This window comes from Arenibacter sp. F26102 (genome assembly GCF_023015865.1).
Lineage (GTDB): Bacteria > Bacteroidota > Bacteroidia > Flavobacteriales > Flavobacteriaceae > Arenibacter.
In genome coordinates, this window is the sequence record NZ_JALKBC010000006.1 from 26,139 (window position 1) to 41,872 (window position 15,734).

Below are 15,734 nucleotides of genomic sequence, written 5' to 3' on the forward strand. Positions count from 1 at the left end.
AGATACACCTCATTGGAATTTTTTGCAACCAAATAAACATGTTTATATGAATTAACCTTCAAAGTAGCATTAATTCCAAATAAAACATATCGTCCGAGAATTTACATTACCCATACATTGAAATAATTGGGCACAAATTATGGAACAAAAAAAATCCCGAGCCAAGGCTCGGGATTTTAAATATAGTGATGATTTCTATTCTACTATTGTAATTTAAAGGTAATTGGAATACTAAATGGTACACGAACAGCTCTACCTCTTTGTTTTCCTGGAGTCATCTTAGGCAATTTACCAATAATCCTTGCAGCCTCTTCTTCCAAGTTTTTATCCGGACCTCTCATCCTCACGTTCCCGATACTTCCATCCTTTTGGATAACGAACATTACGTTAACCCTTCCTTGAACTCCCATTTCTTGGGCAATTTCTGGATAACGGAAGTTTTTACCAATATGCTTCTGCATCATTGAGTTAAAACAATCCCTTAACTTATTTTTTGGCTCGTTTTCACATCCTGGGAAAATTGGAACATCCTCGATAACCGCAAAAGGAACATCTATATCTTCCTCAATCTCTTCAACCTCAACATCGGCAACTTCAATCACTTCTTCCTCCTGGCTAGTTTCAGTAGATTCGATTACAGTTTCCTCAACTTCCTCCTCATCCTCAACAACCTCGATAATCTCGGGGGCAGCTGGTGGTGGTGGTGGTGGTGGTGTCTTAATTTGCTCGGTCATAGGAACTTCTTCGTCCAAAGTATCCTCCACATTCATGGTATAATCAAAATTGTTATCATCGTCATAGGTCTTCCATTCAAAAGCTATGTACGTCAACAGCATAACCAACACAAGACCAATAACGAAATAAAGTCCGCTATTTCTTGTTAAATCTGCCTTAGGATTCTTTTTAAGTTCCATAATTCTTAATTTTTAATGTTCGCTAATTTATATATTTATTTTATCTGTTTAAAACTTTTTGTTAAAAAAAGTACAAATAAATTTAAACAGGGCCTTGGGTTCCAATCCTCACTTTCATTTGTTACTACAGGCTCCGATCATGGCCACAATGTGGATTCCACATATCTCCAATTACACTTGACTAAGAACCAGAAAGTTACACCCTTTATATTGGAATACTCACCAAATTACTCAAAAAAATGTTATTTCAACCACTTTAAAGAAGTTTTTCCAGAGAACATAAACTTTACTGCAAAACCCCCAAACAATGCCCCAGAGCTATTTGCCAATACATCCAACAAATCGGGATTTCTATCAATCGTAGCCACACCTTGCAATACCTCAATAACTATACCATAAAGGACCGCGTAAATAATTATTTTTGCCAATGCTTTTCCCAAGGGAACTTTTCTCCTATCTATTTCTCGAAAGGACAAACATCCTAAAACGGTAAACCCAAAATAAAAAGAAAAATGCACTAGTTTGTCGAAATGGGGAATAGCTATTGAAGGAATACTTTCTTCTTCAAAAGATAATAAGCTGAGCAGTGTAATGAACACAACCCAGCTTATAAATATTATAGTGAAAAAATATTTTTTAAACACCCACGAGTTCTTTGTAAGCCGCATCGGTAAGCAAGCTCTCTATTTCGGACGAATCACTTATTTTAATTTTAATGATCCAACCTGCCCCATAAGGATCAGTATTCACCTTTTCCGGCTCATCCTCAAGTCCTTCATTAAAAGCTACTATTTCCCCACTTAAAGGAAGAAAAAGATCAGAAACAGTTTTTACGGCCTCAACGGTTCCAAAAACCTCATCTTTATCCAAGGATTCATCCAAGGTCTCTACTTCCACATAAACAATATCCCCTAGTTCGCCTTGGGCAAAATCTGTAATTCCCACTATAGCGGTATCGCCCTCTATTCTGACCCATTCATGGTCTTTTGTGTACTTTAAATCTGAAGGTATATTCATTATCTCAATTTGTTAAGGAGACAAATGTAAAAGAATATCTTTTGTTAATCAAACAACTTATTTAAACTTTTCCACATACTTAAAAGCATCATCCTTTTAAGCACCTTTTCTTTTCTTGACAAGACTAGTTTCCGAAATTATACCTTAAGGTAAAACCAGTATTTATGGAAGTTTGTGGAAATGCCGTTGAAACAGCAAATTTGGAAAACGAATGATCGTAAAAAAACAGGGCGTTTAAACTTTTGCTCAAGGCATAATCGGCAACAAATTTCATGGACATTAAATTTTGTCCAGAAGTAATTTGATTGTTATCTATGTCCAAGTTTCTTATAATGGTAATATTATCCCTAAGGGTTACATCCGCTTTAAGATTTAAATCCCCTTTTAGACGCTGCTGTTCACCGCCTATATTGGTAACAAATTTCACATCCTTAAAACGATACCCCAATCCCACGGTGTATTCCTTACCATTTATCTCTGTCATTAAACTATTGTCAAAACTCAAGGATAATGCCCTATCCGTTCTAATCTCGGCGAGCACACTTAGGGAGTTTCGCATTTCAAAATCTACCCTCACCAATGGGTTAAACTGATCCGTAAGCACCACGTTGTTCATTATGTTGACCGGTAAAAAATCCTGGTTTTCGGAGTTTATTGGCTCCATGCCATCATTGATCAATTGTGTACGGGTCAAATTGGTCTGATACGAATTTATACTATAGGCCGACCTATATCCGTGACTTAGGGAAAAACGCTTGAATTTTTTCTTAAACCAAGGATTGCGCATTAATCCGGTATATTTAATGTTCCAATTGGGAATTGGAATATTTCTAAAAGCGTCCAAACTTACCTTATTGGGGTCCTTCCCTGTATAAGCTGCAAAAAATGCGGGCAATAGAACGTCCTGACTTGTCTTACTGTATCTTTCCGGAAAGCCATCCTCATCCACCTCACCGGTGTCATGGTTTCTTTCTGCAACAATCCTATTGGCTACCGTAATCCGATTTTGCTTGAAGGTTTCAAAAGTACCGGAACTAAATTCATCACTCTTGTTAAAAATAGTTCCTATCATTAACGTTGAAATACTAAAATTGCCATAGTTATTCCCTAACAGATTCATATATTCATATGAATTATCGCCCAAATCCTCCACGTTAAAAGTCTCCTGATAACTTTCGGACATTTGTCTATCGGCCACAAGGTCTATAGTTAAATCCCCAGTGGGCTGTGCCGTTGCCGTTATATTTAACTGCTTATTGGTATTCTGAATATATTGTTGGTTAAATTCCGGATAAGTGGTCAGCCATCCGTTTCGGGCCGCCTCATATCTAACATCGGCCTGACTACCAAAAACAAATCCTATGGTTGGTTTTGCGGTACCTATAAAACCGACAGATCTAGTATATCCAGGCAATACCTTACCACTATTTTGACTATAAGTGACATTTACCCGCTTCACCATTGTCAACACATCCACAAATGCATTATACCCGGCACTGGTCGATTTTTGAGTCTCTTTACTATCTTCTTTTGATGCTGCGTTTCCCCCTTTGTCCAAACGGACCGGTTTCTTAGCAGCACCTTTGGTATCCTTTCTGCCCAATCCTAGAAAATCATAGAATTTTTGCATGGTCAAGGAGGCCGTTAAATTATGTGTACTGGCATTCTGTACCGTGTTTATATCCTCACCGGCCACTTCGTTCAAGGCATCCCCGCCCCTTTGCCAGTCAAAATTACTGGTATAAGTGTATTGGGCATTTATAAAATCGAAAGCAGGTATTTTGTTTAAAGGCAATTCGTAATTCAATTGCATCTCCTGAGAATGTCTATTGGGTTCTCCCAAATCAAAAAATCCATCCCACAATCCCAGGGCCTGATTGATTTCGGAGTCCGAATTCCCATCTTCCGAAAAATAATTCCTTACAATATTATTGTTCGAAGCGGTAAGATTTAAGCGTAAGGATTTTGTTAAGCTATAATTAATGGCGTACTGCCAATTAAAAAGATAGTTTCTTTGCTGCAGAAATGGCAAATCCAATTTTTCCACCCCAGGCTCAAAAACATCCCTAAACTTTTGTTGATTAAAAGAACGGTTTATATTGGATTGTAACGATATACTGGCAGGCAAAACATTCAAATTTAAATCTTTCAGCCATTTCCAATACTTACCGGTGAACAAGGAATCTTTTTTAGCAAAAGGCTCCACTGGAGCAGGTCTAAAATTGTGGTTGTACACAAATCCGGTCACCACATTTTGATCCTTTAATTCATCTATTTCAAAGTCCCTATGGTTCACCTCGTTATAGGAGTAATTGAAGGTGAAGTTTTCAATGTCATAAAAATTAGCTTCGGCTTCCTCCCCTCTATCCTTTCTTACCCCAATGAAGTTTATACTGGTTCTCTTGGTATAATCTTCTCCCTGCTGCCTAATTGCCTCGGCATCTTCGGGGGTTTCCGCAGCGGCTATACGATCTTCCAATTTAAGATCATCATAGACTGGATCAAATTCCGGAGTTATCACCTGCTCGGAAATGCCGTAATTAAATGGTAATTGTAAACCCCATTTTTTAGGAAACAATTGGCCAATATTCACATTAGTGACCACATCATAGGAAATGGCATCTTCACGTGCCCTTTCATTAGGCATTTGATCAATAGCACCAAATCCGGAAGTACTTTTACTACCTGTTGCGGATACACTTGCAAAATCTGCCATGTTCATATCCATTGCCGCTATCGCTGCCCACCCCCCGTTATTATCCAATCCTGCAAGTCGCAATTCATTAAACCAGACCTCTCCCCTTGCCGGAAGATTGTCATCGTTCTTCACCCCTACCATCATACTTCGAATACTACCCAAAGAAGGGTTTCCACGAATACCGATACGCAATTTGCCAAGGGTTCTGGGATCAAATTCATCTACTTGAACCACTTCCCCATTATTTATTTCATAATAATAAATTGTGCTAAGGGTCTGAGATGCGATTCCGGCAGATTTCACTTTGGACAAATCGTCCAACGAAAGATCCAATTCATTTACATCCGGCCAAATTTCGCTGTCCGAACTGGTGCCGTAAGGTGTTAACTGCAAGGGCAACTCTATCTGATAAAAATTTTGGGAAAAATCCGAACCAATTCTTATAAAGCCTACCAAAGGAGTCTCATCGTTGGCATAATCGGTTTCTACAATCTCTTCGGCATGCATAAACATTTTTAAACGTTTATACTGCCTAATATCAATATTCAAATTTTTAAAGACCCCTCTGGAATCACGAGGCTCCAAATTCTCGACCACAAACGACAACGACTGCTCATTCTGTCTAATAATAGTATTGTTATTGTTCAGTCTTTCGCGCTGCACTCCTGGAGGTAATACATACGGAATTGGAGTTCGGTTCGCATTTTCTTCAATATTAACGGCGTTCACATCCACCAAAGTACCATCATCCGTTGGGTCGCCGTCTACATCTGGTTGTAAAGATTTGGTATAAGTACGCCAATCTCCACGCACCAAATCCAAAGTAGCAAAACGCATCACTACATTACTGGAAAACCCTGTAAGGTACATCCTCATAAAGCTTATGGACCTAAAATCGGTTATCCCTCCCTTAGCATCCGTAAAATCGGATAAAGGGATCTTGTACTGAATCCAACGCTCGTTCAAGGTATTACCATTAGGCAAAGACCTGGTAACTCCTTCCTTTATGTCCGTTACATATTTATCATTAATAGTAGTCCCAGGTTTAATATTTATACGATATTCAAAATAACTGTTTACCGTATTCATGGTTCCATCCCTATCTATATCCTCTACATCGGGCAAGGTAGTGGACCCTCTATTGGAATCGCTCAATTGTACTGGAGAGTTACCATCCGGATTATTATAATTTAAATATCGTTCCAAAATACTCCCTTCCCTGTTCAGGAAATACTCATAATTATCCAGAGCGGGATCCTCAGCTGGACCATTGTAGGTTATTCCTCCCTCAAAAGTATAGGTCGCCTCATCGGCATCACTTAAACCGTCGAAACCAACATCCTGTAACCCTCTGTTATCCTGATCAGCATCAAAGGCATACACTAGGGACTGGGTTGCTGGAACCTTACCCCAATTTGTTTTATAGGTAAGATCATTGGAAACTGGATTTACAGGTAAACCGTTTTCATACTGCTTCCTTCCATCGGGCAGAATATCCTCTGAGATATTTCCTAGATTAATCACCAAATCACCTGAACTTGTTGTTATGCCATCCACATAGGGATCCAATACCCAAAACTGAACATATTCCACGTTGGACTGTTCAAAATTGGTACTACTTAAAGACCTCATTATCCCTGCCCATTTATCCTGCGGCTGTTCCGCTGTAAAATTAGGGTTTGCATTGTACGGCCCTTTTGAATTTGGATAGTATGCAATATCCAAGGTGTTTTGTGCCAAAGTCTGGCCTTGGGCAACATCCTGGTTAAAAACATCCTGTATATAGATCCTTCTAGTTTCGTTTGTGGATATATCATCATCACTCAGTGCAGATGGTCGCTGATTGGAATAAAAAATGGGATCCACTGTATACCATGCCATTTTAGCCCTGCCATATCCAGATTCCAAACCGTTGCTGCCCGTCATGTATTCCAAGGGCGGACTAGCCATGGACCACCCAAGGAAGGAGCGGATATCTATTAGCGATTGTGCTCCCTCAAAATCGTCCAAATAGGTAGTGGTCTCCCCCTCAAAATCTGCATTTTTCGGTGACCCTGGACTTAAAAAGGCAACTTCGCCCCTCACCGATAAATTGGAAGGTACATCGGTATCTATATTTGGTAATTTATTGGCCAATCTGGTAAGAAAAGGAACTTCGGTAGAGAAATTACTATTCAATCCCAATATCGTATTGTTCACCGGTTCAATTCCATAATTGGACTTCTGGGTCAAGGGTTTCTCGTTCAGATTCAACATAGTACCACCCAACACAAAGTTCTTATTGAATTGATGTTCTACATTTACTCCTGTAAATCGCCTTGTTTGCTGTCCAAAAACAGCATTATTTTCAACAGAAATATTGATGGGAGTGTTGGAAGCTTCCAAACTTGGATCCAATATTTGAACTGTACCGGATTGATAGTTTACGGTATAGTCTATGCCTTCCTGCAACTGTCGACCACCAGCCGTAACCCTTACCGATCCTCTTGGCACATTAAAGGCGCCTATAGGAATACCATTGGTTCCCTGCGACTTATAGGTACCTTTTAGAATGAATTTATTTTTATCCGCATCCTGTTGTGCCGCCGCCGTAGGTAGAGCGTACATATTCCTAAATACGTACTTCTGTTGATTGGCATTATAACCTTGATCATTGTCCACGTCATAGGTACCGCCCCCCAAGAGATTAAACAGGTATTCCCCGAATGGCTCCACCTTTGTAAATATTATACTTCCTGTCTGCGAGTCTATGGTTATACCTTCCACATAATCAAAAAAGCCATCCCCTCCATTCTGGAGATCGTTATAAGCATTTAACCTATCCAAGTTAAACACATCCAACAGAATCCTTTCCTCCAAAGGCTTCGGTGTGGTGGGCCAACCAGAACCAACTCCGGATTCCGCAGGTGTAATATAATTTCTAGGAGTGGTCTCTGTATATAAAATGTTTAATTTAAAATCCTCCTGACTTAATTGATAAGCCCCAGTGGAATAAATATTCTTCATCATCAGGTCCCAGATAGGATCAACAACATTGGTAATATTGCTCTTAAGCAATTTAAGTATTAAGGTATTATTGTTTACCGGAATTTCAGCACCTGGGGATACGGTTGTGGCATCCAATCCACCATTGGCGAACTCTCCCACCTGATAGACCTCACCGTTGAATGTATATTGAAATGCAACCCCTAAAACCTCATCATTACTTAACCTTTGGTTTAAGGAAATATACCCCAATTGGGTATTGAAGTTAAAATCACGTCCCTGTTCCAGTTTTCTGGCATTTTCCAAAATAGCATAATCAAACCCTTGATTTACAGTATATCCCGGAACATTAAATCCAGTTTGAACAGTGGCTATATCGCGAATATTACTTGTTAGGGCTCCTCCTGAGCTTATTAACAAAGGATCGTAATCATTGGCACCGTTTCTGGGTAAATTACCAGCGGATGAATTATTAAAGAATCCGGCAGGATCCCCGTTGTTTTGTCCAATTCTGGTCTTTCCCGGTTGTACCTCCCCCAAATCTTGGATGGCTACAACATTTCTAACATTTAAAGTTTGCTGACTTCTGTTGGTCACCCAAACCTCCAATCTGGTAATTTGGACCTGACTCCTTATATATGGGTAATTTACAAGGGCCGCATCATAATTATCCCTAAAGTAGTGTGCTAGAAAAAAGTGTTTGTCCTCATCGTAATCCTGGGCCCGAAGTTCAAAGTCGTTAACAGTACCCCCACCTTGTGCAACTACGGTATTGCTCTGTGACCTTTGTTCCGAAAAGACTGCAGTAACCCTGGTCTTGCCGAATTGCAATTCAGTTTTCACCCCAAAAAGACTCTGTGCCCCGGTAATCAAGGAACTGTTAAGGGGCATACTAACATTACCGACTTCTATTTTTTGAAGTATATCATCCTCAGAAGGGGTATAGTCCAATTTTACCAAATTCTGAAAATCGAAGGTTGCCTCGGTATCGTAGTTGGCAGTAACCTGAAGCCGCTCCCCTATTTTACCCAACATACTTAGGCTAATACGTTGGTCAAAATCAAAAGAAAGATTGGTGCGGTTTCTAGGCGACAAGGAAGGATTATCATTCTTTTGCCAAATAACGCCTAGGTCCATTGCCACAGAACCCTGAGGAATTACCTCTATAGTATTACCTCCGAAAACACTTTCAAAAAAGCTATTGTTTACATAAAAGTTGGGCAATAAATTTTTACGAGCCTCTTCACTACCTTCCTTTTTCCCAGAAAAGGCATCAATTTTTTCCTTAAAATATGATTTCATGCCTTCACGGCGTACGAGTTCCAAGTATTGGGCCGGAGTAAGGATAACGGGATAGCTAATGTCAAAATCGCCGACACTTACAGTATAAATATATCTGTCCAGGGTGGGGTCATAAGTATATTTGGAAACAATGCTGTCAGGGTTTTCCATTTTCAGTTTCCCCAAGGCAACACCGGTTTGAAGCGTGTCTATTTCCTGCTCGTTAGTATCTTCCGCCTCTGTTTCCTGTGCAAAGGAAAATTCCGTTGCGCCCACGAAAACAAAGAATAGGATAGTAAGCTTAAATAATGATTTAAGATAAATTTTTGCCCCTTTTTTCAAACTTGTTATAAATTTTTAAGCGCAAATTTAATAATGTCCTCTACGCTTAGTCCAGGGTCTTGGCCAACTACCTTGTCCACAACTTTTTCAGCTTGTTTGCGAACAAATCCAAGAACCTCTAATGCAGATAACGCTTCATCTTTATTTGTATTGTTTGACGGGGCGGAAAGTTCATCAATATCGTAGACTTTTAAAACCTTGTCCTTAAGGTCCAAAATTACTCGCTGTGCCGTTTTGGCACCAATACCCTTAATCCCTTGAATGGTTGGCACATCACCGGTAGCAATGGCATCCCTGATCTGTCCGGGAGATAAGGAAGACAACATGGTTCTGGCAGTGCTCGAGCCTATTCCAGAAACTGATAACAACAATCTAAATATCTCGCGCTCGGACTTCTCCGAAAAACCAAACAAGGTATGGGAATCCTCTTTTACCTGGAGATGGGTATACAGTTGTATATTTTCTGAATCCCCAATTTTAGAAAATGTATGCAACGAAATATTTACAAAATACCCAACACCTGCACACTCGATTACAATATGGGTAGGATTTTTTTCAACAAGTTTTCCTTTTAAATGGGTAATCATTATTTATTTCTGGTTTCAGGGTTCAGTTTTCGGAACTTATTGAAAATTGAGATTTATATAATTATTCTACTTTCGGGTTTTTGCTATTTTCCTTTTCTCCCTTTCCTGGGCATCTATAACGGCAACAGCGGTCATATTGACCATCTCGTCCACACTGGCCCCCAATTGAAGGATGTGCACGGACCGTCTTAAACCTACCATTATTGGCCCAATGGAATCTGCTTGGTTCAATTCTTTCAACAACTTATAGGTAATGTTTGCCGATTCCAAATTTGGGAAAATTAAGGTATTCACTTTTTTGCCCGATAATTTGGAAAAGGGGAATTTCCCTTGGTGCAAGTCCTTATTCAATGCAAAATCGATCTGTAGTTCACCGTCTACCACCAATTCGGGATTTGAAGAGTGCAATATTTTCACCGCTTCCCTAACTTTTGTGGCTCTAGGATCGGTAGAAGACCCAAAATTGGCATAGGACAACAAGGCCATAACAGGGCTAAAACCAAAGGTGGTAGCCACATTTGCCGTCATTTTTGCAATTTCTGCAATTTCCTCCGCATTGGGATCTATATTGAGAGAGGTGTCCGCCAAAAATAACGGGCCCCTTTCTGTAATCATAATGTTTACGGTAGACACTTTTTTAACGTTGGCCGCTCTTCCTATTACCTCGAATACTGGTTTTACCACGGTTGGGTAAGCTCTGGAATATCCAGAAATCATTCCATCCGCATCTCCTTCCAAGACCATCATTGCCGCAAAATAGTTGCGTTCCTTCATTTTTGCCCGAGCCCCGAACAGACTAACCCCGCTTCGCTGTCTATTTTCAAAATACTTGGCGGCATAATGATTTCTTTTATCATTGGCTTCATCGGCATGAGTATCAACGACAAGAATATCTGCATCGAATTCGAGTTCCTTCATCAATTCAGCGATCACCGCTTTATTTCCCAATAAAATTGGCGTTGCAATCCCTTCTTCATGGGCAATTTGAGCCGCTTTGAGAACGTCCAAATGATCTGCCTCGGCATAGACAATTTTCTTAGGGTTCATTCGGGCACGATCGTGCAACAAACGCACAATCTTATTATCGTTACCAGAACGCTGAAGCAGTTCCTCCTTATATTTGTCCCAATCGTCAATAGGCATTTTGGCCACTCCACTTTCCATTGCGGCTTTGGCCACCGCTGGAGGAATTTCAGAAATTAACCTGGGATCAAAAGGCTTAGGTATTATGTAGTCCCGTCCAAAGGTCAATCTAGTTTGTCCGTACGCAATATTCACCTGCTCCGGAACAGGCTCCTTGGTAAGATCCGCCAATGCCTTAACTGCCGCCATTTTCATAGCTTCGTTAATTTTTGTGGCCCTAACATCCAAGGCCCCCCTAAATATAAACGGAAATCCTAAAACATTGTTTACCTGATTAGGATGATCAGATCTACCGGTGGCCATAATTATGTCCTTTCTGGTTTTTATGGCCAGATTATAATCAACTTCTGGATCGGGATTGGCCATGGCAAACACAATGGGATCTTTAGCCATGGACAATAACATTTCTGCTGAAACGATATCCTTCACAGAAAGACCAATAAAAACGTCGGCATCTTTCATCGCCTCTTCCAAGGTATCAATTTTCCTATCCGTGGCGAACTCCAATTTTTCTGCGGATAGGCTTTCGCGATCACTGCGGATCACCCCTTTACTATCCAACATTACTATATTTTTTTCGCTTGCCCCAAATGCCTTGTACAGCCGTGTGCATGAAACTGCGGCAGCACCAGCACCACTGACTACAATACGGACTTTGCTTATTTTTTTCTTGGTAAGCACTAGCGCGTTCAAAAGGGCAGCGGCCGATATTATAGCTGTTCCGTGCTGATCGTCATGCATTACCGGAATATCCAATTCCTCTTTTAACCGTCTTTCTATTTCAAAGGCTTCAGGAGCTTTTATGTCTTCCAAATTAATACCTCCGAAGGTTGGGGCTATTATCTTTACCGTTTCTATGAATTTTTCAACATCGGTAGTATCCAATTCAATATCAATACCATCAATGTCCGCGAAAATTTTGAACAACAGACACTTCCCCTCCATCACGGGTTTGGAAGCCTCAGGACCAATATTCCCCAAACCAAGTACGGCAGTTCCATTGGAAATTACCGCTACTATATTGCCTTTGGCCGTATACTTATACACGTTATCCTTGTTCTTGGCAATTTCCAAGCAGGGCTCTGCCACTCCTGGAGAATAAGCAAGACCTAAATCCCTTTGCGTTGCATAAGGTTTGGTAGGTACTATTTTTATTTTACCTGGTTGAGGCTTGGCATGATATACTAAAGCTTCCCTTCTGGTCTTCTGCTTGCTCATATAGTCTAATTTAGAAAAACAAAGTTAACAGTATTCTTTAAAATAATAGGATTAAAAAAGGTAATCTCAAGTAGTTTTATTTCTCCTTAATTTACTCCCGATCATTTTTCACAGAACTCCCCCAACCGCCAACCCTAATGCGGAATAGGCTCCTACAAGATCAATAAGTTTCAAAATGCCGAACTATCTCCCTACTTCAGAAATTCAATATTTCTTTTAAGTCCAGAAAATTTGGTCCTTTTTACAGCAGATTTTTGGAACACCTTTTTAAATACATCTTCCGTAATTTCCTCCCAATCCTTTTTCGTCATGGAAAGTAATTCGGGATGGGGATCGAACAAAGGTTCTCGATGGGGTTTGGAGAAGCGATTCCAAGGACATACATCCTGACACACATCACAACCAAACATCCAATCGTCCATTTTACCCTTGAAATCCGTAGGGATTTCATTCTTTAATTCAATGGTAAGATATGAAATGCATTTACTTCCGTCCACAACATAAGGCTCTACGATAGCTTGGGTAGGGCAGGCATCTATACAGGCAGTGCAGGTACCGCAGTGATCTGTTGTCCTATGGTCATATTCCAGATCTAAATCCAATATTAGTTCTGCTATAAAATAAAACGACCCCACTTGCTGTGTCAATAAATTACTGTGTTTGCCGATCCAGCCCAATCCGCTCTTTGCAGCCCATGCCTTGTCCAAAACGGGAGCCGAATCTACAAAAGCCCTGCCATTAACCTCTCCTATCTCTTGGGTAATGAATTCTTGAAGTTCCTTTAATTTCGATTTAATAATATGATGGTAATCCTGACCGTAAGCATATTTGGACAGTTTAAAGGTGGTTTCTTTTTGAGTTTCTTTCGGAAAATAATTAAGAAGAAGGGAAATTACGGATTTAGACCCTTCCACCAATTTTGTAGGATCCAAACGCTTATCGAAATGATTTTCCATATAACCCATTTCCCCGTTCATGTTCTTATTTAGCCAATTTTCCAACCTAGGGGCTTCCTCTTCCAAGAATTCTGCCTTGGAGATACCGCACGACAAAAAACCTAGGCGTTTGGCTTCGGCTTTAATGAGCTGGGTATGTTTGTAACGGTTATTCAAAAAAATTAACGTTCTTTAAATAGTAAAGGTACGCACTTTGGCTTAAGGGAAATCAAGGGATTGATCTCTACGTTTGCCAAGGAACTGGAAATTTGGTACTTCTTAACAATTTCAGCTATGGCAATGATCATTTCATACATAGCAAAATTATTGCCTACACACATTCTAGGGCCCGCTCCAAACGGATAATAATACTCACTATGATCTCTTTTATCCTTACCATTGAAACGACTGGGAATAAATTCGGTAGGCCTTTCCCAATAATCGGCATAGCGATGCAATTCATAAATCGACATTAGCACCATGGTATCCTTGGGAAGTGCGATTCCATCGAAGGATTCTTCTTCCGTAGCAATCCTATCAATGATGTAGGCCGGCGGATATAATCTTAGCGCCTCCTCCAAACACTGTTTAACAAATTGAAGCTGCATCACTCCTTGCATTAAATCAATATTATTGTCATTCAGATTTACCGTGGACACTTCCTTGTAAACTTGATCCTGAATTGCCGGGTGTTTGGCCAAAAGAAACAAGGTAAAACTAAGTGCATTTGCTGTAGTTTCGTGACCTGCGGTAAAAAGAATCAGTACTTCATCCAACAATTGCCCGTCGGCCATGGGTGAGCCATCTTCATATTGTGCCTTAAGCAGCATGTCCAATAAATCATCTATTTCCAATCCGGATTTTCTTCGCTCTTCTATAATTTCCAAAAGCAGCCTCTTGCCTTCTTCGGACATTTTTAAGTGCCGGTCTATTTTGCCATTAAGTTTGTACCACCATTTTAGATAAGGCTGTCGCATTTCTTTGATCAACATACGTTGATTGGCCTCGGTAATATATTTAAGTCGAGACATCCTCTCCCTAATGTCCGAACTACTAAAAAGTGCCTTTGCCACAACCTGAAACGCAAGGTCTCCCATAAGCGGAAAAACGTCCTGTTCACTGTTGGGATTAATGCGCTCAAGTTCAGAAAGTACGGCATTTCTAATGACCCCCATTAAATTATGGAGTTTTTTCTTATGAAAGGCGGGTTGTACCATTCTCCTGTGCGTGCGCCAATGTTCTCCATTGGAGGTAAGGATACCGTGACCTATATACTTGGCCAGATCCACAGTTTGGAGAGGGGATTTTTGAAAATTCTTGTGCTGTTTTTGGAGTATGTATTTTATTAATCCAGGGCTTCTTGTAAAAAGAATTATTTCCTTTGTACTTAATTGCACTTTAAAATTATCCCCATTTGCCTCAAAGTTTTCATGATGAAAGGGTAAAGGATTTTTTAAGATTCTCCTTGCATTTTTTAGGACCTGGAACCTGGATACTAATTTCAAGTTTTTCATGTAGGAAGGGTTAGGTCTTAGGAAACAATATTTTAAGTGTTCTTAAACATGGTCAAAAAAGACCTCCCTGAATATTTCCTTTAATTCTTCCAAGGTGCCTATAAGCCAATTCCGTTACTTCCCTACCTCTAGGAGTACGCATTATAAATCCTTGTTGGATTAAAAAAGGCTCATATACCTCCTCTATAGTTTCTGCACTTTCAGAGACAGCAGTAGCCAAAGTACTTATCCCCACAGGTCCTCCTTTAAACTTGTCTATGATGGTCGTCAATATCTTGTTGTCCATTTCATCCAATCCATGAGCATCCACATTTAATGCCTTAAGACCAAATTGCGAAATTTCTATATCGATCTTTCCATTCCCTTTAATTTGGGCAAAATCGCGGACCCTCCTTAAGAGCGCATTGCATATCCTAGGAGTACCCCTACTTCTACCGGCAATTTCAATGGCCGCTTGTTGGGTAATGGGCGTTTTCAAAATTTCGGCACTTCTTTCCACAATAGTTGAAAGCAGTTCCGTGGAATAATATTGCAATCTACTCTGTATTCCGAATCGAGCCCTCATGGGAGCCGTTAAAAGACCAGAGCGGGTTGTGGCCCCAATCAAAGTAAAGGGATTCAAATTTATCTGTACCGATCTGGCATTGGGACCGGATTCAATCATTATATCTATCTTATAATCCTCCATTGCAGAATACAAATATTCCTCCACAATGGGGCTCAATCTGTGGATCTCATCAATAAACAACACATCCCGTTCATCCAAATTGGTCAGCAATCCTGCCAAATCCCCAGGTTTATCCAATACTGGCCCTGAAGTCATTTTAATCCCCACCCCCAATTCATTGGCCAAGATATGGGCCAAGGTCGTCTTTCCTAGACCAGGAGGCCCATGGAACAAGGTGTGATCTAGGGCCTCTCCTCTCAAATTGGCCGCCTGAACAAATATCTTTAGATTTTCCAGCACTTGCTCTTGTCCCGTAAAATCATCAAAGGAAATGGGGCGCAAGGCTCTTTCAATATCAAATTCTTCGTTCGATAAATTTTCGGCTGTGGGATCTAGGTTCTCATTCATACTCCAACAAAGATAATGGAAATTG

The 15,734-nt window shown here is 40.2% G+C and carries 9 protein-coding genes; all 9 read right to left on the bottom strand.

Annotated features, from left to right (window positions below):
- Positions 1-203: 203 nt before the first annotated feature.
- The 9 genes from MWU78_RS10035 to ruvB all read right to left on the bottom strand — a co-directional run bounded on the left by MWU78_RS10035 (position 204) and on the right by ruvB (position 15,709).
- On the bottom strand, positions 204-914 hold the full coding sequence (locus MWU78_RS10035; RefSeq protein ID WP_246997508.1) for an energy transducer TonB: 711 nt from the start codon (positions 912-914) through the stop codon (positions 204-206).
- A gap of 242 nt (positions 915-1,156) precedes the next feature.
- Positions 1,157-1,513 carry a VanZ family protein gene (locus tag MWU78_RS10040; RefSeq protein ID WP_246997510.1) on the bottom strand — a complete coding sequence of 119 codons (357 nt, stop codon included), beginning with the start codon at positions 1,511-1,513 and terminating at the stop codon, positions 1,157-1,159.
- A 37-nt stretch (positions 1,514-1,550) separates the two neighbouring features.
- Entirely contained in the window at positions 1,551-1,931 is a 381-nt protein-coding gene (gene gcvH / locus MWU78_RS10045; protein ID WP_246997512.1) for a glycine cleavage system protein GcvH, read from the bottom strand.
- A gap of 124 nt (positions 1,932-2,055) precedes the next feature.
- Positions 2,056-9,237 (bottom strand): cell surface protein SprA, encoded by a 7,182-nt coding sequence (sprA, locus tag MWU78_RS10050; RefSeq protein WP_246997514.1) that lies wholly within the window; start codon positions 9,235-9,237, stop codon positions 2,056-2,058.
- A 5-nt stretch (positions 9,238-9,242) separates the two neighbouring features.
- A complete protein-coding gene (gene ruvA / locus MWU78_RS10055; protein ID WP_103443094.1) occupies positions 9,243-9,824 on the bottom strand; it encodes a Holliday junction branch migration protein RuvA in 582 nt (193 codons plus the stop codon).
- A 66-nt stretch (positions 9,825-9,890) separates the two neighbouring features.
- Entirely contained in the window at positions 9,891-12,185 is a 2,295-nt protein-coding gene (locus MWU78_RS10060; protein ID WP_246997515.1) for an NADP-dependent malic enzyme, read from the bottom strand.
- Between the two features lie 191 nt (positions 12,186-12,376).
- The gene (queG, locus tag MWU78_RS10065) at positions 12,377-13,297 is read right to left on the bottom strand and encodes a tRNA epoxyqueuosine(34) reductase QueG (protein ID WP_246997517.1); all 921 of its coding nucleotides are present in this window, start codon (positions 13,295-13,297) and stop codon (positions 12,377-12,379) included.
- Positions 13,298-13,302: 5 nt separating this feature from the next.
- Complete coding sequence (locus MWU78_RS10070; RefSeq protein WP_246997519.1) at positions 13,303-14,634, bottom strand: cytochrome P450; 1,332 nt, start codon at positions 14,632-14,634, stop codon at positions 13,303-13,305.
- A 52-nt stretch (positions 14,635-14,686) separates the two neighbouring features.
- Entirely contained in the window at positions 14,687-15,709 is a 1,023-nt protein-coding gene (ruvB, locus tag MWU78_RS10075; protein WP_246997521.1) for a Holliday junction branch migration DNA helicase RuvB, read from the bottom strand.
- Positions 15,710-15,734 lie beyond the last annotated feature (25 nt).